Origin of the sequence: Chromohalobacter marismortui (assembly GCF_004364315.1) — a bacterium.
In the GTDB taxonomy this organism is placed as follows: Bacteria; Pseudomonadota; Gammaproteobacteria; order Pseudomonadales; family Halomonadaceae; genus Chromohalobacter; species Chromohalobacter marismortui.
On record NZ_SOBR01000003.1, the window covers coordinates 206,063 to 226,724 of the forward strand.

At 60.1% G+C, this 20,662-nt stretch carries 22 protein-coding genes; 8 read left to right on the plus strand and 14 right to left on the minus strand.

The window, feature by feature from the left end; all coding sequences use genetic code 11:
• Nucleotides 1-65: 65 nt before the first annotated feature.
• The 11 genes from cheW to fliD form a co-directional block, all read right to left on the minus strand.
• The gene (gene cheW, locus C8E00_RS07490) at nt 66-560 is read right to left on the minus strand and encodes a chemotaxis protein CheW (protein WP_133696443.1); all 495 of its coding nucleotides are present in this window, start codon (nt 558-560) and stop codon (nt 66-68) included.
• Nucleotides 557-2,734, minus strand: coding sequence for a chemotaxis protein CheA (cheA, locus tag C8E00_RS07495; RefSeq protein WP_133696445.1), 2,178 nt, complete (start codon nt 2,732-2,734; stop codon nt 557-559). Before cheA ends, cheW begins: the two co-directional genes overlap by 4 nt.
• Nucleotides 2,735-2,758: 24 nt before the next feature.
• Nucleotides 2,759-3,757, minus strand: a complete 999-nt coding sequence (motB, locus tag C8E00_RS07500) for a flagellar motor protein MotB (protein WP_133696448.1) — start codon at nt 3,755-3,757, stop codon at nt 2,759-2,761.
• Nucleotides 3,758-3,759: 2 nt separating this feature from the next.
• Entirely contained in the window at nt 3,760-4,641 is an 882-nt protein-coding gene (gene motA, locus C8E00_RS07505; protein WP_133696450.1) for a flagellar motor stator protein MotA, read from the minus strand.
• Nucleotides 4,642-4,796: 155 nt separating this feature from the next.
• On the minus strand, nt 4,797-5,408 hold the full coding sequence (gene flhC / locus C8E00_RS07510) for a flagellar transcriptional regulator FlhC (RefSeq protein WP_133696452.1): 612 nt from the start codon (nt 5,406-5,408) through the stop codon (nt 4,797-4,799).
• An 11-nt stretch (nt 5,409-5,419) separates the two neighbouring features.
• On the minus strand, nt 5,420-5,749 hold the full coding sequence (gene flhD, locus C8E00_RS07515) for a flagellar transcriptional regulator FlhD (protein WP_133696455.1): 330 nt from the start codon (nt 5,747-5,749) through the stop codon (nt 5,420-5,422).
• Between the two features lie 341 nt (nt 5,750-6,090).
• Nucleotides 6,091-6,378, minus strand: a complete 288-nt coding sequence (locus tag C8E00_RS07520; RefSeq protein WP_133696457.1) for an EscU/YscU/HrcU family type III secretion system export apparatus switch protein — start codon at nt 6,376-6,378, stop codon at nt 6,091-6,093.
• The gene (fliK, locus tag C8E00_RS07525; protein WP_133696459.1) at nt 6,371-7,591 is read right to left on the minus strand and encodes a flagellar hook-length control protein FliK; all 1,221 of its coding nucleotides are present in this window, start codon (nt 7,589-7,591) and stop codon (nt 6,371-6,373) included. The genes C8E00_RS07520 and fliK overlap by 8 nt, the downstream gene beginning before the upstream one ends.
• A complete protein-coding gene (gene fliT, locus C8E00_RS07530) occupies nt 7,588-7,971 on the minus strand; it encodes a flagellar protein FliT (protein WP_166638275.1) in 384 nt (127 codons plus the stop codon). Before fliT ends, fliK begins: the two co-directional genes overlap by 4 nt.
• Nucleotide 7,972: 1 nt before the next feature.
• Nucleotides 7,973-8,371, minus strand: a complete 399-nt coding sequence (fliS, locus tag C8E00_RS07535; RefSeq protein WP_208291896.1) for a flagellar export chaperone FliS — start codon at nt 8,369-8,371, stop codon at nt 7,973-7,975.
• A gap of 10 nt (nt 8,372-8,381) precedes the next feature.
• The gene (fliD, locus tag C8E00_RS07540; protein WP_133696465.1) at nt 8,382-9,755 is read right to left on the minus strand and encodes a flagellar filament capping protein FliD; all 1,374 of its coding nucleotides are present in this window, start codon (nt 9,753-9,755) and stop codon (nt 8,382-8,384) included.
• Between the two features lie 253 nt (nt 9,756-10,008).
• Between fliD and C8E00_RS07545 the strand changes: the two genes are divergently transcribed.
• From C8E00_RS07545 to C8E00_RS07580, 8 genes are all read left to right on the plus strand, one after another.
• Nucleotides 10,009-10,509 carry a hypothetical protein gene (locus C8E00_RS07545; protein ID WP_133696467.1) on the plus strand — a complete coding sequence of 167 codons (501 nt, stop codon included), beginning with the start codon at nt 10,009-10,011 and terminating at the stop codon, nt 10,507-10,509.
• A gap of 71 nt (nt 10,510-10,580) precedes the next feature.
• Nucleotides 10,581-11,195, plus strand: coding sequence for a CBS domain-containing protein (locus tag C8E00_RS07550; protein WP_133696469.1), 615 nt, complete (start codon nt 10,581-10,583; stop codon nt 11,193-11,195).
• A 49-nt stretch (nt 11,196-11,244) separates the two neighbouring features.
• Complete coding sequence (locus tag C8E00_RS07555; RefSeq protein ID WP_133696471.1) at nt 11,245-11,733, plus strand: hypothetical protein; 489 nt, start codon at nt 11,245-11,247, stop codon at nt 11,731-11,733.
• Between the two features lie 47 nt (nt 11,734-11,780).
• A complete protein-coding gene (locus C8E00_RS07560) occupies nt 11,781-12,818 on the plus strand; it encodes an asparaginase (protein WP_133696474.1) in 1,038 nt (345 codons plus the stop codon).
• A 172-nt stretch (nt 12,819-12,990) separates the two neighbouring features.
• Nucleotides 12,991-13,746: a 7-cyano-7-deazaguanine synthase QueC gene (queC, locus tag C8E00_RS07565; protein ID WP_133696477.1), complete on the plus strand. Its 756-nt coding sequence runs from the start codon at nt 12,991-12,993 to the stop codon at nt 13,744-13,746.
• Nucleotides 13,746-14,390, plus strand: coding sequence for a 7-carboxy-7-deazaguanine synthase (gene queE / locus C8E00_RS07570; RefSeq protein WP_133696479.1), 645 nt, complete (start codon nt 13,746-13,748; stop codon nt 14,388-14,390). Before queC ends, queE begins: the two co-directional genes overlap by 1 nt.
• Nucleotides 14,390-15,229 carry a 6-pyruvoyl trahydropterin synthase family protein gene (locus tag C8E00_RS07575; RefSeq protein WP_133696482.1) on the plus strand — a complete coding sequence of 280 codons (840 nt, stop codon included), beginning with the start codon at nt 14,390-14,392 and terminating at the stop codon, nt 15,227-15,229. Before queE ends, C8E00_RS07575 begins: the two co-directional genes overlap by 1 nt.
• A gap of 52 nt (nt 15,230-15,281) precedes the next feature.
• Nucleotides 15,282-15,539: a YkgJ family cysteine cluster protein gene (locus C8E00_RS07580; protein ID WP_133696484.1), complete on the plus strand. Its 258-nt coding sequence runs from the start codon at nt 15,282-15,284 to the stop codon at nt 15,537-15,539.
• Nucleotides 15,540-15,636: 97 nt separating this feature from the next.
• On the opposite strand, the gene C8E00_RS07585 is transcribed toward C8E00_RS07580, so the two are convergent.
• From C8E00_RS07585 to lon, 3 genes are all read right to left on the minus strand, one after another.
• On the minus strand, nt 15,637-17,445 hold the full coding sequence (locus tag C8E00_RS07585; RefSeq protein ID WP_133696486.1) for a SurA N-terminal domain-containing protein: 1,809 nt from the start codon (nt 17,443-17,445) through the stop codon (nt 15,637-15,639).
• Between the two features lie 230 nt (nt 17,446-17,675).
• On the minus strand, nt 17,676-17,948 hold the full coding sequence (locus tag C8E00_RS07590) for an HU family DNA-binding protein (RefSeq protein WP_133696489.1): 273 nt from the start codon (nt 17,946-17,948) through the stop codon (nt 17,676-17,678).
• Between the two features lie 176 nt (nt 17,949-18,124).
• Entirely contained in the window at nt 18,125-20,533 is a 2,409-nt protein-coding gene (gene lon / locus C8E00_RS07595) for an endopeptidase La (protein WP_133696491.1), read from the minus strand.
• Nucleotides 20,534-20,662 lie beyond the last annotated feature (129 nt).

Here is a 20,662-nt window from a genome sequence, read left to right on the forward strand (position 1 = left end):
CGGTTCCCTGGTGTTCGTTTTTATTGGTTGGCGTTGGCGTTTTCTCGTGACGACACGCGACGGCTCTATTGTGCTTGTTGCTCGACCAATGCCATTTCCTCGCTGGTGAGCAGTTTCTCGATATCGACGATGACCAGCATGCGGTCCTCGAGACTGCCCAGGCCGCTGAGATAATCGGCAGACAGCGTCTCACCGAACTCCGGCGCGGGCTTGATCTGGTCCGACGACAGCGTCATGACGTCGGACACCCCATCGACCACGATGCCCACGACGCGGTCGGCGACGTTGACCACGATCACCACGGTTTGACCTTCGTACTCGACCTTGTCGAGATGGAACTTGATGCGCAGATCGACGATCGGCACGATCACGCCACGCAAATTGGTCACGCCCTTGATGAAATCAGGCGCATTGGCGATACGGGTAACGTTTTCGTAGCCACGGATTTCCTGGACTTTCAGGATATCGACGGCGTATTCCTCGCTGCCCAGCGAGAACACCAGGTATTCCTGGCTTTGCGTATCGATGGCCGCTTCGGCGGCCTGGGTCATATCGCTCATGAGACTACGTCCTCCTGGCGTGATGCAGTTAGTTCGGCGTGTTTGGGGGCATTGGCACGCTGACGATGCAAGCGGTTGATATCGGCGACGTCGAGAATCAGCGCCACGCTGCCGTCCCCGAGGATCGTCGCGGCCGAAATGGCCGGCACCTTGCGATAATTGGTTTCGAGATTCTTGACCACCACTTGTTGCTGACCGACGAGATCATCGACCAACAAGGCATAGCGTCGCCCTTCGGCCTGCAGGATGACCGCGATACATTGGGTCGGATCCTGCTCGGCGCCCTCGATGTTCAGGATGTCGTACAAGGCGATCAGCGGCAGGTACTCGTCACGCACCTTGAGCAGCTTGTCGTTGCCCGCCATCGAGTAGATGTCATCGTTGCTGGGCTGCAATGATTCGAGCACCGCCGAGAGTGGCAGGATGAAGATTTCCGGCCCACTCTTGATCGACATGCCATCGAGAATGGCCAGGGTCAGCGGCAATACCACGCGGGTCGTGGTGCCTTTCCCGGGCCAGGACTGGATTTCGACGTGCCCCCCCATGGCCTGGATGTTGCGCTTGACGACGTCCATGCCCACGCCGCGCCCGGAAACATCGCTGACTTGATCCGCGGTCGAGAATCCCGCCGCGAAAATCAGCTGCCAGACCTCGTCGTCGCTCATGCTGTCGGAAACGGTCAGCCCATTATGAGCGGCCTTGGCGAGAATCTTCTCGCGATTGAGTCCGCCACCATCGTCCTTCACTTCGATGAGAATGTTGCCGCCCTGATGCTGGGCGGAAAGCGTCAACTGCCCGGTGCGCGGCTTGCCCGCCGCCTCGCGTTCATCAGGCATCTCGATGCCGTGATCGAGGCTATTGCGCACCAGGTGCGTCAAAGGATCGATGATGCGCTCGGTCAGGCTCTTGTCGAGCTCGGTGGACTGCCCCTCGGTGACCAGCTCGATGTCCTTGCCCAGCTTGCCGGTGAGATCGCGAACCAAGCGTGGAAAGCGGCTGAAGACGTAATCCATCGGCACCATGCGGATCGACATCACCGACTCTTGCAGATCACGCGCATTGCGCTGCAACAGATTCATGCCATTGACCAACGGGCCATGGGCGGCCACATCGAGCTCACTGGCGGTTTGATCGAGCATGGACTGGGTAATGATCAGCTCGCCGACGAGGTTGATGATCTGATCGACCTTTTCCACCGGCACGCGAATCGTTGCCGACTCTCCCCCGGTTTTTTTCTTGGCACCACCGCCCTTGCCACCCGGGGCCGCATTCGCCGGCTTGTCACCGGTCGCGGCCCGGGCCGGTGCTTTTTCTTCTGCGGGAGCCTCCGCCCGCTCGGCAGCGGCCGGCGCCTCGGACACAGGCGCGTCGTCCTGAGACACGGCGGACGCCGAGGTCGTCTCTGGCGCCCCTTGTGTCGGCTCGGCCGGCGCCGCAATCGCGGCGACACTCAATTGCTCGGGCTCGACGATGAAACACATCACGGCTTCGATATCGTCACGGCTGGTGGCGCTTTCGAGCACCACTTCATAGCGAGCCGCATCACCGTGCTGCTCTGTCACCGTGCCCAGGTTCCCCAGCTCTTCGACGAGGAGTTCGCGATCCTTATCGGACACATTCAAGAGCACGACACGTAGCCAGCCACTGTCGGCGGACGGCGCCGCTTCCTGAGGGGCAGCTGCCGCCTCCTGTTCTACCGCCTCCTCGACGGCCGAACGTTCAGCCTTCTCGGTCACGTGTTCGGGAGACGCGATCTCGGCATCCGGTTCGCTCCCCACGCCACGCCCCAGCTCCTCCAGCGCCAACTGCTTCAGCGTCTGGCAAATGCGGGCAAAGGCTTCCGGGTCCGGCTCGTCGCCATTGCGGTAAGCATTAAGCTGGTCGTGAAGCATATCCTTGGTTTCCAGAAAGAGATCGACAATGTCCGTGCGCAAGGTGAGTTCGCCCTGCCGAGCGTAATCCAGCAGGTTTTCGAGCATGTGCGTGGTTTCCTGCAGCACGCTGAACCCGAACGTGCCCGCACCTCCCTTGATCGAGTGTGCGGCACGAAAAATGGCATTGAGTTGCTCCGGGTCCGGCTCGTCGAGATCCAGCTCGAGCAGATGCCGTTCCATGTCGCCCAGTAGCTCTTCGGCCTCTTCGAAAAAGGTCTCGTAGAATTCAGTTATATCCATGCTCGTTCCACGTGATCGTGATCGTTAGGGCGATGGCTGATCTTGCCCTTCACCGCCACCGGTGGTGCGTTCATAAACTTGAGGAAGCGCATTGCGCATTATCGAGTTGCCGCCCTGCGTCGGCGACAAGCTTGGCGTGCGCGGCGCGTCGTCCATGCTGTCAAGCATTGCTTCGGGACTCGCCGCCCCAACCTCGCCACGGTTGCGTATTTGCTCGGCAGCCTTCTCCGACAACACGACGATGCTGATGCGTCGATTGACGGCGTCACTGGGCTTGGTGCCTTCGAGATTGACGCGCGATCCCATGCCGGCAACCCGCAGCAGCTTGTCGGCGTCGAGCCCCGCCGCCACTAAAGCGCGCCGCGAGGCGTTGGCACGGTCCGCCGACAACTCCCAATTGCTGTAGCCTTCTTCGCCCCCTGCGTAGCGCAAGTTATCCGTATGGCCGGTCAGACTGATCGCATTGGGGACGCTATTGAGCTCAGGCGCCAACGCTTGCAGCAGGTCGCGCATATAGGGAGCAAGCCGTGTACTGCCCAGTTCGAACATGGGACGCTTGTCGGTATCGACCAGCTGTATGCGCAGCCCTTCAGGAATGAAGCCAGTGCGCAGCTGCGAACTCATCCTGCGCAGATTCGGATCTTCACGAACCTGGCGCTCCAGGCGTTCGCGAAGCAACCTCAAACGACGCATTTCGTCGCTGGGCCGCGAGTGCTGGCGCACATCCAGGCGCCGTTCCTCGCCTTCCGAAAAAGTCGGATCCGCCCCACCGCCAGGGATAGCGCTGGTGCTTGCCGTCGATTTGTCGCCCCCCGCCAGTGCCACAGCCAGCGGGGTGCGAAAATACTCGGCGATATGACTGAGTTCGTTCTTAGGCACCATCGACAGGATCCAAAGCACCAGAAAAAGCGCCATCAAGGCCGTCATGAAGTCGGCGTAGGCAATCTTCCAATTCCCACCGTGGTGTCCCTTGCTGACGACCTTCTTGCGCTTGACGATGATCGGACGGCGTTCGCTGCTCATGCTTAGCCCGTCCCCGTGCCACGCGTCGCACTGCCTTCCGAGCGAACATGATCTTCAAGCTCGGTAAACGAAGGACGTTCGGCGATGAACAACGCCTTGCGCCCGAACTCCACTGCCAATTGCGGCGCCATGCCGTTGAGACTTGCCATGAGCGTCACGCGGATGCACTGCAACATCTTGATCGCCTCGGTGACCTGAAGCTGGAGGCGCTGGGAAACGGGAATCACGAACCCGTAGGCCAGCAATATCCCCAAAAAGGTCCCCACCAGCGCCTGCGCGATCATCTGCCCCATGGCGGCAGCCCCCTGGTCCGCCGCCCCCAAGGCGTGAACGACGCCCATCACGGCCGCCACGATGCCGAACGCCGGCAAACCGTCGCCGACGCTATGCAAAGAGTGTACGGGTATTTCCGCCTCATGCTGGAAGGTATCGATCTCATGCTCCATGAGCGTATCGATCTCGAAGGGATCCATGTTGCCACTGACCATCAAACGCAAATAGTCAGTGATGAATGCCATGATCAAGGGGTCGTTGGAGATCTTCGGGTAGTCGGAGAAGATCGCACTATCCTCGGGGGAGTCGATATCGCGCTCGATGGCCAGCATGCCGTCCCGCCGTGCCTTGGCCAGCAAGCGGTACTGCAATGCCATCAGTTCCATGTACATCGCCTTGTTGTACTTGTTCGTACGCTTGAGTTTCGAAAACGTACGCAGCGTGGCCTTGATCGCCTTGCCATTGTTGGCCGCAATGAAGGCCCCCACGGCAGCACCGACGATCATGAGAATTTCGGATGGCTGGAACAGCGCACCGAAGTGGCCTCCAACGAGGGTGTAGCCCCCCGCGATCGATGCGATAACAATCACATAGCCGATTAGAATCAACACAGCAGAACGCTCCTAGCGACATGCATGACTGGCCCGTTGATATCTCTATCGGCAGGAAACGACACGCCTTGAATGAAAAAACACAGAAATGCGACACGCCGGCTCCCGGTGTCGCGCGTCATCCTAGGATCACGACGACACCGGGATCGCCTCGCTCATCTAGCGACGAGGCGACGTGCGGTCATGACGTCCGGCTCAGGTGTCGACGCAGGCTGGCGAGGCGGCGTGGTCACGCGATCCTCGGTCTGGCGTTTCTTGCGCGTCTTGCCGGCACGCGATGGCGGCTGGCAGATACCGCATACGAAGTCGTGATCGGGACTGTGCGCGTGGGCCACGAACCGTCCACCACAACTCGTACAGGCAGAGAGTTGCATCATGCCGCTTTCGAAGAAGCGAATCAGCGTCCAGGCGCGCGTCAGCCCCAACACCGGCTCGCTCTCATCGAGACTCACCTGCTCCAGGTAGAGCCTGAAGGCTTTGACGAAAGCCGACATCCGCTCGCAGTCTCGCGCGTCGAGCAGATTTGCATAAATGTTGTAAAACAACGAGGAGTGGATGTTCGGCATCCAGGTGATGAACCAATCGGTCGAAAACGGCAACATGCCCTTGGGAGGTGACATGCCACGCACCTCCTTGTACAGCTTGATCAAACGCCCACGACTCAAATCCGTCTCGGTCTCGAGTACCTGTAGACGCGCCCCGAGATCGATCAATTCGATGGCGAGCTGCACCTGCAGCATTTCGCCCACTAGACTTTTGTCACTCACGACGACACTCCTCAATTCGAAGAGACGGACGAGCACTCGTGGTGTGCGCTCGCCATCAACAGGGCAGCATGCGTCTGCCCCAGCCCCTGCTCCCGCTGATTGTGCGTCAGCTTGTAAAGTTGCCCCGGCTCCTCATAACAGAGCCGGCAGAGCAGTTGATTCGTTCGCGCGAGTTGTGTCAGTTGCTTGATCGACAAGGACGAGATCAAGTCCGCCATTTCGTCGTCCATCTTGAGACGAAAGAGGGCGGTGGTACGATCTTCGCTGATCATGCGCTGCGCAAGCAGCAGGTAGGACAGATTGATATCTTGGATATCATCCAGAAGGCTATCGGTTTCCATATTATTCCCTGCGTACGACGTTATTTTGGCGAAGGAGGCTTCTACGGCCCCTCTCCGGAGAGTCTTTTTTGCTTTTTACTGCTGACTCGATTCTTACCGTCGCATTATTTTGAGACGTTTTTATGAAAAAATTCAACATCTCTCACATGGAAACCAACAATTCATTACAAAAAAAGCATGAGTATTCTCATCCTTGCGTACGATATCGCCCACCCCCGGTGACGCCACAACACGCCAAAGGCAAGCCATGACGGTACGTCAACGCTTGCCATAGCAGGCTCAACATTCGCAAGCTATATAAAAAGGGCGCGACAATAAGCCGCACCCCTTCGTCGTACCTATCATTCAGCGCGTGTAGCCGCCTCTTCACGCTCCAGGTCATAGAGCCAGGCCAGCAGCTCAGCTATGACTTGATATAGCATGGGGGGAATCTGGGCATCGAGGTCGACCTGCATCAAAAGCGCCACCAATTCGGGCGCATCATGCACGAAAATGCCATCACTCTTGGCGGTGGAGACGATACGCTCGGCCAGTTCGCCATACCCTTTGGCCACCACCACCGGCGCTGCCGACGGGTCTTGATACGCCAACGCAACGGCGCGGCGCCTTTCGTCGGGGGTCTCACTCATGGTGCTCCTCGCTCGTCTCTGCGTCACTCAGGCGCCGCACGTCGATAGCGGCCTGCACTCCCAACGCCTCGAGGCGTTCATGCAATGTCGCGACTTGCTCGGATAGGCGTGACAGAGCGGCCCCTTCGGGCGCCGAAATCGCCACCGATGCCTGCTCGGCACGCAGCGTCATGGCGATATGCACATCACCTAGATGCGGCAAGGAAATATTCATCTCGCTATGCCATGGGGACTTGTCATGCTCTCGAGATGACGATGGATCACCAGTGTCTTGATCCTCGCCACCTGACCATTGCTGCAGGGTCATGGCCAGCATGATGCCTGGCCACAGCATGCCTTCCCAGCGCAGGGTCGGCGTTACCAGCATTTCCAGCTGGTGGCGGACGATTGCCTGCAACGTCTCGTTTTGATCCGTGCCGACCTGCTGCAAGGCTACACTCGCCTGTGTCGCTCCCTGTGCATTCGAGAGCCCTTCCCCGCGCGCCAAGGGCAGATCGGGGGACGCGGCGGGTGGCGAAGCAAGCAGGGGGGCATTGACGAAGCGGTTGACGGCAAACGCGGGACGCAAGGAAGTGAGCGTTGGCAGCGTCGTCTCGGCCATGAGCGAACGAGTGGCCGTCGGCCTCGTATCCGATGAACGCATCGTGACCTGATCGGCACCCAGACCGGACATTCCCGTCATCCGCGGCGCCAATGCCATTTGCGGTTCACGCGCCAAGGCAGCCGTCGACCATTCGCCTTTCAGCCAACGCGCCAGGTGTGACTCGTAAAATACGCCACTGTGCTGAATGTTTTGCTGCAATTGAGATGCCAGCAGCCTCGGCGAGGCATCGCCTGCCTGGAGCAACGCCTGCGGCGAGGTAATCGACGAAGGCGGCGCTGGAAAGCGTGCCAGCACATCGGCAATGGTACGCGCGGCAGTACTCAAATGCGTGGTGGATGAATGAGGCGATGCCGAGGGCGGATTGTCCCCGGCTTTGCCTGACGATACTTCCACCCCAGGAGATACCGGCATCTTCTTTGCCGACGCGAGTTCAGCTTGCGAAACGCCCTGCTGCTGTAATCCTCCCCTCTCACGCGTGAATGCTTCAATGGCATTACCGTTAAGCACCGGCTTGACCGGCGCCGGTAAGTCACGCGCTTTCAAGGCATCGACCCGCTGCCCCAGCACTTGGTGCAGCAGGGTGTCAATGATGGAGTTAATACCACTCACGTGCGACCTTCAGAGCCCCGGGAGGGGCGTGTGCGCTGCGATAATGTGCCCTGCCCCTGATTATAGGCGCGTACCAACGCTTGCTGGCGCCGAGAGCTGCCCATCAACTGTGTGAGCTCCTCGCAACGCGCATCGAGTTGCGCTCGAATGGCACGATCATGCTCGAGAATTTCCTCGATCATGCGTGCGCAATACTGACGCTCTTGCGCATTGAGTCGACCGTCTTGCGGCATGCGCTGCAACGCTTCGACATCGTCCACGTAGCGGGCTCGCTGCTGTATCAGCGTATCCCACTCCTGTTGCTGCGCGCTTTCACGCATCGCCCGAGAACACTCGAGCATGTCCTCGTAGATGCCCAGGCGATCCGACGCATGCTTCATGTCATGATCCATCCACTTGAGGGGCGATGTCCCGCCAGGCCGAACCGATATCTTCCAGCAAATGCGCGGCTTCATCGAGGGCGGCCTGATCGTTGCGCAGGTTGGCTCGCAGCAATAGACGCGCCACATAGTCATACAAACTGCTCAGACGCTCTGCAATTTCGCCACCGCGTTCATGATCGAGCGCCGCCGCCAAACCATTGTTGACGATATCCAGCGACTTGGAAATGGCCTGTCCCTTGGCCGCCGCATTGCCATCTTCCATGTGCAGCTTGGCGGCGCGAATGGAGGCTTGCGCGCCGTCGAACAGCATCACGATCAACTGATGAGGACTCGCCGACATCACCCCGGATTCGACACCGACACGGGCATAAGCCTGGGCACCTCGCATCATGTTCATGATCGTTCCCCTATTGATTCAATTGTGCGTTCAAACTATCGAATTGCTGCGTCAAGTAAGAACTCGTCGAGTTCATCTGCGACACCAGCGCGTCCAAATCGGCAAACTGCGTGCGGTAGCGATCCACTGTCGCGTCGATGGACGCCTGCATGCTGGTATAGCGCTCGCCCAGGCGTTCAAGGGACGTATCGATGCCACTGGTGGCGGTATCCAGCGCCCCGCCATCATCCAGCAGACTATCCAGCACCGTATCCAGATCGGCCGCAAACCCACCGCTTTCTTCGTCCCCAGCGAAAAACGTCCTGACGCCATCGAGGTTATCTGCAATCGCGCCATCGAGCGTGTCATCATCGATCTCGAGCTTGCCATCGAGCGCCAGGGAAATCCCCATGTTGCTCAACAATGCATAGTCGCCGCCCCCGACGCGCCCCATGGCATTGCGCAATTGCGATTCCACGCCGCGCAGTGTGGAATTGCCCAGCAATTCCCCCGCCGCCCCGGTCTCGGCATCGAACGATGTCAGACTCGACATGGTCCCTTGCAGCGAGTTGTAGGCGTTGACGAAATCATTGATGGAACCTTTGATCGCCGCATCGTCGCGACTGAGCGTCAACGCATCCGCCGCGCCTTCATTGGTCGCCTTCAGATCGAGGGTGACGCCCTGCAGCGCACCTTCGACATGATTCGAGGTACTGGTGATGGCGATACCGTTCACGCTCAATGCTGCATCCTGAGCCGCTACCGTCTCACGCATGTCGCCAGCCGTGGGCGCGCCTGAATCAAAACCGAACGCCGTTTGCAGCGCCGCAGTCGTGGAAGAAATCGCGATCTGATTCGTCTCGCCCGTTTCAGTGGCGGTCAACACCAATCGTTGAGGCGTGACGCTGCCGTCGTTGATGATCGAGGCGCCGATGCCGGCACCCTGGGCATTGATCGCGTCCCGCAACCCTTCCAGGGTGTTGTTGTCGGCATCGAGCGTAATGGAAAATGTTTCATCGCCGACGCTGAAGGAAAGCTCACCGAGATCCAGTTCGGCCGCTTCTTCAAAACCGCCGGACGCCAGCGTCTGGGCCTGGGCCAAGGCTTTGACGTCGATCTGATAGCGTCCCGGCATCGCACTGGCATCGGTGGAGACACTGACGGCATCGCCTTCCATCTGGCTGTCGAGCGCCTGAAAAGTGTCGGCGTCATCGAGCGCCGCCGCCGACTCACGCAGCGACTCCAAGGCATTCTCCAGCTTTCCGAAAGCCGACAGTTTGGCCTTGTAGTTTGCTCGCTGCTCGATAATCGGCTCCAGCTTGGCGCTTTCAGCTGATTTCAGTTGATCCAGCAAGCCACTCAAATCCAGCCCCGAGCCGACGCCCAGGGAAGTAATCGTTGGCATGACATGCCCTCACTGAATGGATTGATCTTTTTATCACGTGCCCCGTTGACGCTAGCACCAAAAAGACGAACTTTACGCGCGTTATTCGTACATCGGCCCCCGACGCGCAAACTTTAGGCCTGGCGCCACATCGTTCCGCTGGCGTCGAGAGACGCTGACGCCCCACCGCGTACCGCGGTGGACACTGGCAATAGCACGCCTCAATGAGCGATGATAGAGATCCTCGAACCGACCGCTAGGAGCCTCAGTCATAATGGATTCGACATCGCTTTTCGCCGATTACGCACGCTGGCAACGTTTTCAGCAGCAAGATCAATTGCACCGTGAGCATACGGCAGCCGTGCGTAAACTGGCCGATTCCGGTGCGATGGCATCGCGTGTCGCCGAGGGGTATCGCAGCATGGCGGAAAAAGGGGCCGCAGAAGGCGCTTGCTACCGCACGCTTTTCCTTCGCCAACGCCCGCATGAAGCGTCTCTGGCCTGCGAAGGCTGGCTATTCGTGCGTCGCGTGCTCGCCGAGGGCGGCATCACCCGCGTGCGCGGTACGATACTGGAGAGTTTCACGCTCGAGGATGGAAGCATCACGCCCGGCGACAAGCCGGCGCTCAAGGTCACGCTCGATATTTACGATGAAATTCTCGTCCAACGCAGCATGAAAATGGGGTGCCGCATCGACCGTCAGGATGATGATCGAGACACCCACTTCATCACCTTTCTCGATAGTGTACGTGGCGACCTTCGCCGGCACATGTGAACCCTACTTTCCAGGCTGCGTCCTGCGGTTTGCAACGTGGTCTGGTGGTTTAGCAAGCGAGGCAATGCAGCATGACGACATCTTCCACACCCCGCCTTTATTCCACGCTGACCCTGTCCGAGCTCGACGGTGTTACCGGCATCGCGCAGCCACGCACAGCCCATCACAAGCTGACGCTGGACAGCTCCGCCGTGCGGCTCTTGACCGACTTCAGCACTCAGCGTGCCCAGACCATCCTGACCTCCAACACGATCTCGCAGGCCCTCAACACCATGAAACAGGCAGGCGTGCGCATGCTCATGGTCATGGATCCGGACGGGCGATTCACCGGCGTCATCAACGCGCGCGAGCTGGTCGGCGGCCGCAAGATCACCATCGCCATGCAGCAGCATGATGTGCCGCGCGAGGAAGTCACCGTGGATATGATCCAGACGCCACGCGAAGAGTTGCACTCACTGTCGCTAGCACAACTCGAAACGGCACGCGTCGGCGATCTCGTGGAAACGCTCAAGGCGTCCGGCGACCAGCACTTGCTGATCACCGCCCCCGGAGACAAGGGCGTGGTCATTCGTGGGCTGGTCTCGGCCTCCGATATCAGCCGATCGCTGGGGATCGATCTCGATCACCCGCCGGAAGCGCGCAGCTTCGCGGCCATCTGTCAGGTGATTCTGGGGCACGATCTATAGCACGCTCTCACCAACCCGACGACGTCACTTGAGGGCCGAAGGAGTTTGCATGCTCAAGTGGTTGCAAGACCGCCTGTCCCGCCGACAGGGCATTGCTATCTGGGTGATCAAACAACTCGACGACACCACCCTGCACCTGTGTGGTAGCGGCATGGCGGAGGGCACGGAGCGGATGTCGCGTCGTCGACGCGCCTTGGCCCAAGGTACGTTCGTGGGGCCGGTGCGTATCGGCGAGCATCACGAGGTCTTGCACTCCGATCTCTTCGCGCGGCTACCGCTACACAAAGAGCTATGCCTGATCGATGAACGTGAAGCCGAATACGCAGGCCGACGTTATCATGTGTCCTGGGTCCCCGAGCGTTGCTGGCGTTTCCAGGGCCGGCTGATTTCCCAGCCCCAGCGCAACGACGGGGCATTGCGCTTCGTCAGCCATGAAGACGTCGCTGCCATACGCCAGAAGGCTGTCGCCCCGGACGCCACAGCCACGCCACCACGCCGTTCCGATGGCTGGTCGCTGACCGAGAGAGATGCCGACTAGCCGTCCATTACACTCATCAAGATACTCCCGCGGACACCCGTGACAACATGACTTCCAATACCGTTCTCGTCCTGTATGCCGGCGGCACCCTGGGCATGCGCGACGGACCTCGAGGACTGCGCCCCGGCGGCGACTTCGAGGCGCGTCTACGCCAAGCCTTAACGCGCCTCACGACGTCCCGGCGCGACGCCATCCCGCCTTTCGAAATGCTCGAGTACACGCCCCCTATCGACTCGAGCAGTGCCACGCCCGCCGATTGGCAACGTCTGGCGCGTGACATCGCCACCCGCTATGCCGACTATAGCGGCTTCGTGGTCTTGCATGGCACCGATACGTTGGCGTGGTCGGCCTCGAGCCTGGCCTTCCAATTGCAGGGGCTAGGCAAACCCGTCGTTGTGACAGGCGCGCAAAAACCATTGGAAGCGCCTCACGGCGATGCACTCGGCAACGTCGAAACGGCACTGCGCTTCGCCGCCCTGACGGACCTTACCGAGGTAGCCATCGCCTTCGATGGCAAGCTCATGCGCGGCTGTCGCACGCGTAAATGGGACACTCAGGCCTTCGATGGCTTCCATTCTCCCAACTGGCCGCTTCTGGGCGAGATCATCGAGAGCCACCCCGTCCTCTATACGGCGCGACTCCTGCCTTCGAACGGCGCACCACGCTTCGAGCTTCCCGACCTGAGGCCCCTGTCGTCGATCGTGCGCCTGCCATTGTGGCCCGGCATCCAAGCACACCAAGTGGCACGTCTACTCGACGACGACACGGTACGTGGCGCAGTGCTCGAATGCTGGGGCAGCGGCAACGTGCCCGAAGACAACGCCCTCATCGGCGCCCTTGCTGCCGCCAGCAGCAGCGGCAAGTTGCTTGCCGTCATCAGCCAGTGTCCGCACGGCCCCGTATCCCTGAGCACTTACGCCAGCGGCAGCGCCCTCAAGGATATCGGCGCGCTCGCGGGCGACGACATGACCCCAGAGGCGACATTCACCAAGCTCGTCCACCTGGTGTCGCAGCCGCTGCCCGACGCCCAGCAACGCCATCAATTCCTGACGCCGCTATGCGGCGAGCGCAGCGCGCTTGAATGACACGGCTCGCGGGCACCGCCCGAGCCGCGCAGGCCTGATCCGCAGCGACTAGCCGGCGAACGATGTGCCGGTTACACTATACCGCTTCGCCCGGACCGGATCCCGGGCGTGTCTCCTGCAGGTACCGCGATACTTGCGGGAGGCTACAAATTCTCCGCCCAGGATTGATCTCATGACCGACGTAACGCGTCACGCTCTCCGGCCACCCGAGGCTGGAGCGCCCGCCATCACCGCACTCACCACGCCCGACGATACCGCCAAGGCCGTGGTCATCTACTCCGGCGGGATGGACTCCTATACCGTGCTGCACCGTGCCCTGAGTGCCGGGTTCGAGGTTCATGCCCTCTCGTTTCACTATGGGCAGCGCCATTCGCGCGAACTGGAAGCCGCACGCCGAGTGTGCCAGCAGTTGGAGGTCACCCACCAGGTGGTCGACATTCGTGCCATTCATGGCCTGATCGGCAACTCCGCCTTGACCGATACCCAACGCGACATGCCCGGCGGCGATTACGATGCCGACAACATGGCCGCCACGGTGGTGCCCAACCGCAACATGATCCTGCTCTCGCTGGCCATCGGTCACGCCATCAACATCGGTGCCAACGTCTGCTTCTATGGTGCTCATGGTGGCGATCATGTGCTGTATCCCGACTGCCGCCCCGAATTCGTCACGGGCGTCAACGCGGTTGCCGCCCTCGCGGATTTCAATCCCGTGCGCATCGCCGCCCCCTATTTGTATGCCAGCAAGCATGAAATCCTGGCCGACGGCGTTTCCATGGGATTGGACTACGCCCAGACGTGGACCTGCTACCTGGGCGGTCAGCGTGCCTGCGGACAATGCGGCAGCTGCCGGGAGCGTCTGGCGGCCTTCGCCGCGCAGGAAATGGCGGACCCGCTCGACTACGCCGAGCCGGAGGTGACGTCCTGATGTACAGCGTCAAGGAAGCCTTCTATACGCTCCAGGGCGAAGGCGCCCGTGCCGGACGTGCCAGCGTTTTCTGCCGCTTCACCGGCTGCAATCTGTGGTCGGGGCGTGAACGTGACCGCGCCACCAGCCACTGCCGCTTTTGCGACACCGATTTCATCGGCACCGATGGTCAGCACGGCGGTCGCTTTGCGGATGCTCAGGCCTTGGCGGCTCACCTCATGAGCCTCTGGCCGCATGACCAGGACGTGGGCGTGCCCTATGTGGTATTCACCGGTGGCGAACCGTTACTGCAGCTTGATACGCCACTCATCGACGCCATGCACGCCCAAGGGGTCGAAATCGCCGTCGAGACCAATGGTACGCTGACGCCTCCCGACGGCATCGACTGGCTCTGCGTCAGCCCCAAGGGCGACGCACCGTTGCGCATCACGCAAGGCGACGAATTGAAGCTGGTATTTCCGCAGTCGGATGCGATGCCTGAGCACTTCACGCATCTCGCCTTCACGCATTTCTTCCTACAGCCCATGGATCTCGTGCCACGTGGCGGGCAAGGCACGACCATGCGCGAAACCGTGTCTTACTGTCTGGCTCATCCCACATGGCGGCTTTCGCTGCAAACCCACAAGATCGCGGGAATCGACTGATGACGCTTTTCGTCAATCACCTCACCCATATCGACGCCTCGGTGTGGTCGCCGACCCATGGACTGATGGGTGCCAGTTGGCATGTCGATGCCGAACTCGATGGCGAACTGGGCCCCGACGGCATGCTGTTCGACTTCGGCGAGGTCAAGCCCTGGATCAAGGCACGCCTCGATAGCGGCCTTGACCACACCTTGCTGGTCCCCACCCAGGCCCCGGGCCTTCAGGTATTCGATTGCGCCGAAGGGCTCTGTTTGCGCACGCAGCTCCCCTACCACATGGAACTGCGGGGACCGCGTCAGAGCTTTACCTTGCTCCCCTGGTCCGACATCACCGTGGCAGACGTGGCCGCGCATCTCTCCACTGAACTCAGTCGTCGGCCACCCGCGCAGGTCGAGACGATTCGTTTACGCTTGCGCGAAGAAGAAATCGAGACGGCTGCCTATAGCTACAGTCATGGGCTCAAGCATCATGCGGGCAACTGCCAGCGTATCGCCCACGGCCACCGTTCGCGCCTGCACATCTGGCGAGACGGTCGACGCGCCCCCGAGCTGGAGCGACAATGGGCACAAGCACTGGATGCCAGCTATTTGATCCACGAGGAGGACCTCGCACCGCAAGCCGACGAGTGCCGGGAGACACTCAGCGTGGCCTACAGCGCCGATCAAGGCCGCTTTCACCTGACGCTTCCCCGCGAGCGCTGCCATCTCCTTGCCACGCCCACGACCATCGAGCATATCGCCGCTTGGCTGGCCGACAAGATCGCCCGGGAGACGCACGGCAGGATACGTGTCCAGGCGTTCGAGGGCATCGACAAAGGCGCCATCGCTGAATCATCGTGACCGCAGCATTCAAGACGACCATCTCTAGTTTATGCACCCTACGGAAAACGCCATGTCTTGCCGCGTCGGTTGTGGCGCGTGTTGCATCGCGCCGACCATCAGCTCAGCTATTCCCGGCATGCCCGAGGGCAAGGCCGCGGGCGTTCGCTGCGTCCAGCTCGACGAAGACAACCGCTGTCGTCTGTTCGGCGACGCCCGACGGCCTAGCGTCTGCCATCGTTTCGATTACGATCGCTCGGTCTGCGGCGACAGTCGCGACGAGGCACTGATCATCCTTGAAGACCTCGAACGTCACACCGGCACATCATAAGACCAGGTAACGCTTTCCAGCGGCATCATCGGCACAGCCGACAAAAAAGCGCGGCTCTTGGAGCCGCGCTTTTTGCTTACCGGTTGGGCATCGACCATCAAAGGCGCTGGATATCGGCTCGCTCGCGCAGCGTCTCGATCAGTCCTTGAATGACGGCCTGTGCACGCAATCGCTGAACCATTGGCGCACTGCTGCTCGCTGCTGATGTATCGCCCTCATGCACGCTGGTCAACTCGATGACCGCGACCCCATTTTCGGTCGGCGCCTGCCCGAAGCTACTCCCCTCGCCGGGATGCGGCAGGCGGAAAGCCTGGCGCAATACCGAATCGGGAGCGCTGTCGCCATCGCGCGTGATGCCCTCGACTTTTTGCCAGTCGAGCGACACCGACGTGCCACTTTGGAGTGACGCGAGCAGTTCCTGAGCACGCGCTTCAAGCGCTTCGCGCGTTTTCGCTTCCTTGACCGCCGCACGAACCTGCTTTTTCACTTCATCGAGCGGCAAGCTCGTGGCTTGACGATGGTCGACGACGCGCACCACGGCACGGCGCTGAGCGTCGAGCTCCAGTACATCGCTGTTATACCCATTTTCCAGTACATCCGTGCTGAACACGGCATCCATCACGCCAGGCTCGGCGAGGAGACCTTGCGCACTGTCTCTGGAAACCCAGCCACTGGTGCGCACGTTCAGCCCCAGATCGTCGGCCACGCTCTGCAAGTCTTCAGCGGCATAGCTTTGGTCTTCCAACGCCTGAACGCGCTGATTGAATGCATCGCTGGAGTTATCGAGACGCACTTGCTCGGCGAGCTGGTCACGCTGCTCATCGAAGCTGGGAAACTCGATGTTGGTCACTTTGATCAAGTGCAAGCCGTCGCCGCCATCGACGATCGACGACACCTCTCCTTCCTTCAACGAAAAAGCGGCGTTATCAAAAGCATCGCCGAAGAAACCACGCTTGATCACGCCCAGATCGCCGCCCTCATCGGCAGACGTCGCATCGTCGGAGTACTCGGCCGCCACGGACGCGAAATCTTTACCCTCATCGAGCTTGCGCTGCGCCTCCTTGATACGCGCCATGGCCTCTTCGCGTGTGCGCTCCTCGCCATAATCGACCATGATGTGCGCAACCTCACGAGGAGCATCCTGGCGCTGCTGAGCATAAGCATCTCGCAATTGCTGCTCATCGACCTCGATATCCTGCGCCACCTGTTGCTGATTCAGCACGACATAAGCGACCTTGACCTGCTCGGGGCGCTGATACTGGTCACGGTGCGCATCGTAATAGGCTTTCAGGTCTTCTTGGCTAACCTCGACCGGCGCTTGCAGGTCTGTCGGCGTGAGCACTGCATAGCGGAAATCGCGTGTCTGATTCTGCAGCGCCTGCAGACGATTCGCTTCGCCAGGCAGCACGAACGTCGACAGCGCCAGCCCTTGCTGAAGCTGCTGGCGCTTCATGTCACGGCGCAGCTCGTGACGAAAGGACAAAGGCGTATAACCGGCTTGCGCAAGACGGTTGGTGAAGATTTCCTGCGAAAAATTGCCCTGCGAATCCTGAAATACGGGTCGGCTGACGATGAGCTGGTCGATCTGGGCATCGGAGAGATGCATGCCCCCTTCATCAGCGTATTGATCCAACAATTTCGTGGTGATCAGCCGGTCGAGGACTTCTTTACGAAGCTCGCGCTCCTGATCGGGCGGCACTTGCCCTGAACGAATGGCGCGCTGTACCTGCAACTCGACCGCTCGCTTGCCGATCGATTCGCCGTTCACGGTCGCGGCGTCATTACTGCCGGAGGTAAAGACCCCGACCAGGGACTCGGCCCCGAAGAGTGCGAACGTCACGATGATCGCCCCGACGATCACTTTGGCGGCCCACCCTTGGGAACCCTCTCGAATTCGTTGCAGCATGCTTGCCTCGACGTGATGGAGATTCTTTGAACCAGGACGGATTATACCGGCAACGAGTGTATCCCGGTCAAAACAGGGCACGCTACCGGAATGGCCATCGCATGAAAAAGGCGCACCGCTTACGCGATGCGCCTTTTTGGCTGGGCCGAGCCGACACGACATCTCGCTTCAGACACGGCTTCCGTCATGCGTCGCGCTCACGACGGTCACTCGACCCCGCTCTACCGGTCTTAGTTGACCGAATCCTTGAGCGCCTTGCCTGCTTTGAAAGTCGGCACCTTGGCGGCGCTGATTTCGATCGTCTGACCGGTCTGAGGATTACGACCAGTACGCGCAGCACGCTCCTTGACAGAGAATGTGCCAAAGCCTACCAGTGCGACAGAATCGCCCTTTTTCAGACTATCGGAGACGGTATCGACCATGGCGTCGAGCGCACGGCCTGCAGCCGCCTTGGGAATATCGGCAGATGCAGCAATGGCTTCGATCAGCTCGGACTTGTTCACACTTCACCCCTTGACTGTTTCGGTAATGACTGGAAATCGGCGCGAAACTTCCACTTCCTGAAGCGTCACAACAAAGGCTGGAATTTATAGCAATGCCACGAAACTCTTGTCAAGAAAGCTTCGCGCCGAGCCGCGCCATGCGCGGGTTCATACCGCGACATGGCCGCTAAATTCTGTCAATGCGTGCTTATGTTGGAACGCGAAGGCTGACTAGTCTCCGCTAAGGAGTCACCTGTTTCAACCTCTGCCTTTCCAACCAGCGCCGCGTCGAGAACTTCATCTATCCATTTCACGGGCCGGATATCCAAGGCATCCTTGATATTGTCCGGCACTTCCTTGAGATCCCGGCGATTTTCCTCCGGTATTAGCACCGTCTTTATACCACCGCGTCGCGCCGCCAGCAATTTCTCCTTGAGACCGCCGATCGGCATCACCTCGCCCCGCAGGTTGACTTCGCCGGTCATGGCCACGTCACAACGGACCGGGCGCGCGGTATACGCCGAGACCATCGCGGTCACCATGGCGACACCCGCACTCGGGCCATCCTTGGGCGTCGCCCCTTCCGGCACGTGGATATGCAGGTCTTCCTTCTCGAAACGGTCAGGATCGATGTCCAACGCTCTAGCACGAGCTCGCACCACGGTATGCGCGGCATCCACGGACTCTTTCATGACATCGCCAAGTGAGCCCGTCTTGTTGAGACGCCCCTTGCCTGGCGACACCACCGATTCGATGTTGAGTAGCTCGCCGCCTACCGAGGTCCAGGCAAGACCGGTCACACGGCCTACCTGATCTTGCTGATCGGCCAGCCCATAACTGTGACGGCGCACACCGGCGTAGCCTTCGATATCCGATGCAGCAAGCCACTGCGGCCCCTGAGCGCCTTGCTTTTTCTCGAGCTCGACCCGCTCGCGCAGTACCTTACGGCTGACCTTGGCGATTTGACGCTCCAGCTCGCGCACGCCCGCTTCACGTGTGTAATAGCGCACCAGTTCCAGCAGCGCGTCATCCGAGAAGCTGAGTTCGTCATCCTTGAGACCGTTGGCCTTGAGCTGCTTGGGCACCAGATACCGCTTGGCGATCGCCAGTTTTTCGTCTTCGGTATAACCGGGCAGGCGGATGATTTCCATCCGGTCGAGCAATGGCTCGGGAATGTTCATCGAGTTCGCGGTGCAGATGAACATGACATCGGAAAGGTCGTAATCCAGTTCCAGATAATGATCGCTGAAACTGTTGTTCTGCTCGGGGTCGAGCACCTCAAGCAGTGCCGACGATGGGTCGCCACGATGATCCATGCCGATCTTGTCGACTTCGTCGAGCAAGAAGAGTGGATTGCGCACCTCGGCCTTGCTCATGCGCTGAATCATCTTGCCCGGCAGCGAGCCGATGTAGGTACGCCGATGACCACGAATCTCGGATTCATCGCGAATGCCACCCAATGCCAGACGCACGTAACGCCGATTGGTGGCGCGTGCGATCGACTGCCCCAACGAGGTCTTGCCCACCCCGGGCGGCCCCACCAGGCAGAGCACCGGGCCCTTGAGCTTCTTGACGCGCTTCTGGACGGCCAGGTATTCGAGGATGCGCTCCTTGACCTCTTCCAGGCCATAGTGGTCTTCATCGAGCACTTTCTGGGCATTCACCAGGTCGTGCTTGACGCGCGAGCGCTTCTTCCAGGGGACCGCCACCAGCCAATCGAGGTACGAGCGCACCACCGTTGCTTCGGCCGAGGTCGGCGCCATCATCTTCAGCTTGCCGAGTTCCTGGCGCGCCTTATCGGCCGCCTCCTTGGGCATGCCCGTGGATTCGATCAGCTGCTCGTACTTGTCCGCCTCATTGGGCGCATTCTCGAGCTCACCCATTTCTTTCTGGATGGCTTTCATCTGCTCATTGAGATAGTACTCGCGCTGCGACTTCTCCATCTGATCCTTGACGCGCGAGCGAATGCGCTTTTCCACCTGCAGCAGGTCGATCTCCGACTCGATCAGCGCCATCAAGTGCTCGATGCGATCACGCACGCGATCCATCTCGAGCAACTCCTGCTTGTCGCCGATCTTGAGCGACAGATGAGCGCAGATGGTGTCCACCAGACGACTGGGATCCTCGATGCCGGACAACGAATTGAGCACTTCGTTGGGCACCTTCTTGGACAGCTTGACGTATTGCTCGAACTGATTGAGCAACACGCGCACCAGCGATTCCTGTTCACGCTCGGTCAGGTTTTCGCTTTCGCGACGGACGGCCTCGGCCGAGACGTACCCGGCATCGTTCTCCTGGATGTCACTGATGTCAGCTCGGTAATCGCCTTCGATCAAGACTTTCACGGTGCCATCGGGCAGCTTGAGCAGCTGCATGATTTCAGCCACCGTGCCGACATCGAAGAGATCGCCGAATTCAGGGTCGTCCTGACCGGCCTCGCGCTGCGCAACGAGCAATATCCGCTTGTCGTGCTCCATGGCCGTCTCGAGCGCGCGTATCGACTTTTCGCGCCCCACGAACAGCGGAATCACCATCTGCGGATAGACGACCACGTCCCGCAGCGGCAAAAGGGGAAGACTCAGGGTCTGTTCAGCGTTCTGCTCCATCGCAGACGTTCCTCAACAAATTCGGTGGATGGGCCGCGAAACGGCATCAATGCCTGAGAAATGGGGATACATCCAGCATGATGCAACCTTGCGGCTCGTCGGTTTCATGGCTCGATGGCAGGAACACAT

What these genes read in the sequence shown, in the direction of transcription:
- C8E00_RS07575 (WP_133696482.1), top strand. Translation starts at nt 14,390, where the DNA reads ATGACGCTTTTCGTCAATCACCTCACCCATATCGACGCCTCGGTGTGG.
- queE (WP_133696479.1), top strand. Translation starts at nt 13,746, where the DNA reads ATGTACAGCGTCAAGGAAGCCTTCTATACGCTCCAGGGCGAAGGCGCC.
- fliT (WP_166638275.1), bottom strand. Translation starts at nt 7,971, where the DNA reads ATGAAGCATGCGTCGGATCGCCTGGGCATCTACGAGGACATGCTCGAG.
- C8E00_RS07520 (WP_133696457.1), bottom strand. Translation starts at nt 6,378, where the DNA reads ATGAGTGAGACCCCCGACGAAAGGCGCCGCGCCGTTGCGTTGGCGTAT.
- C8E00_RS07550 (WP_133696469.1), top strand. Translation starts at nt 10,581, where the DNA reads ATGACGACATCTTCCACACCCCGCCTTTATTCCACGCTGACCCTGTCC.
- queC (WP_133696477.1), top strand. Translation starts at nt 12,991, where the DNA reads ATGACCGACGTAACGCGTCACGCTCTCCGGCCACCCGAGGCTGGAGCG.
- lon (WP_133696491.1), bottom strand. Translation starts at nt 20,533, where the DNA reads ATGGAGCAGAACGCTGAACAGACCCTGAGTCTTCCCCTTTTGCCGCTG.
- motB (WP_133696448.1), bottom strand. Translation starts at nt 3,757, where the DNA reads ATGAGCAGCGAACGCCGTCCGATCATCGTCAAGCGCAAGAAGGTCGTC.
- cheA (WP_133696445.1), bottom strand. Translation starts at nt 2,734, where the DNA reads ATGGATATAACTGAATTCTACGAGACCTTTTTCGAAGAGGCCGAAGAG.
- flhD (WP_133696455.1), bottom strand. Translation starts at nt 5,749, where the DNA reads ATGGAAACCGATAGCCTTCTGGATGATATCCAAGATATCAATCTGTCC.
- C8E00_RS07560 (WP_133696474.1), top strand. Translation starts at nt 11,781, where the DNA reads ATGACTTCCAATACCGTTCTCGTCCTGTATGCCGGCGGCACCCTGGGC.
- C8E00_RS07580 (WP_133696484.1), top strand. Translation starts at nt 15,282, where the DNA reads ATGTCTTGCCGCGTCGGTTGTGGCGCGTGTTGCATCGCGCCGACCATC.
- C8E00_RS07585 (WP_133696486.1), bottom strand. Translation starts at nt 17,445, where the DNA reads ATGCTGCAACGAATTCGAGAGGGTTCCCAAGGGTGGGCCGCCAAAGTG.
- cheW (WP_133696443.1), bottom strand. Translation starts at nt 560, where the DNA reads ATGAGCGATATGACCCAGGCCGCCGAAGCGGCCATCGATACGCAAAGC.
- fliS (WP_208291896.1), bottom strand. Translation starts at nt 8,371, where the DNA reads ATGAACATGATGCGAGGTGCCCAGGCTTATGCCCGTGTCGGTGTCGAA.
- fliD (WP_133696465.1), bottom strand. Translation starts at nt 9,755, where the DNA reads ATGCCAACGATTACTTCCCTGGGCGTCGGCTCGGGGCTGGATTTGAGT.
- C8E00_RS07545 (WP_133696467.1), top strand. Translation starts at nt 10,009, where the DNA reads ATGGATTCGACATCGCTTTTCGCCGATTACGCACGCTGGCAACGTTTT.
- C8E00_RS07555 (WP_133696471.1), top strand. Translation starts at nt 11,245, where the DNA reads ATGCTCAAGTGGTTGCAAGACCGCCTGTCCCGCCGACAGGGCATTGCT.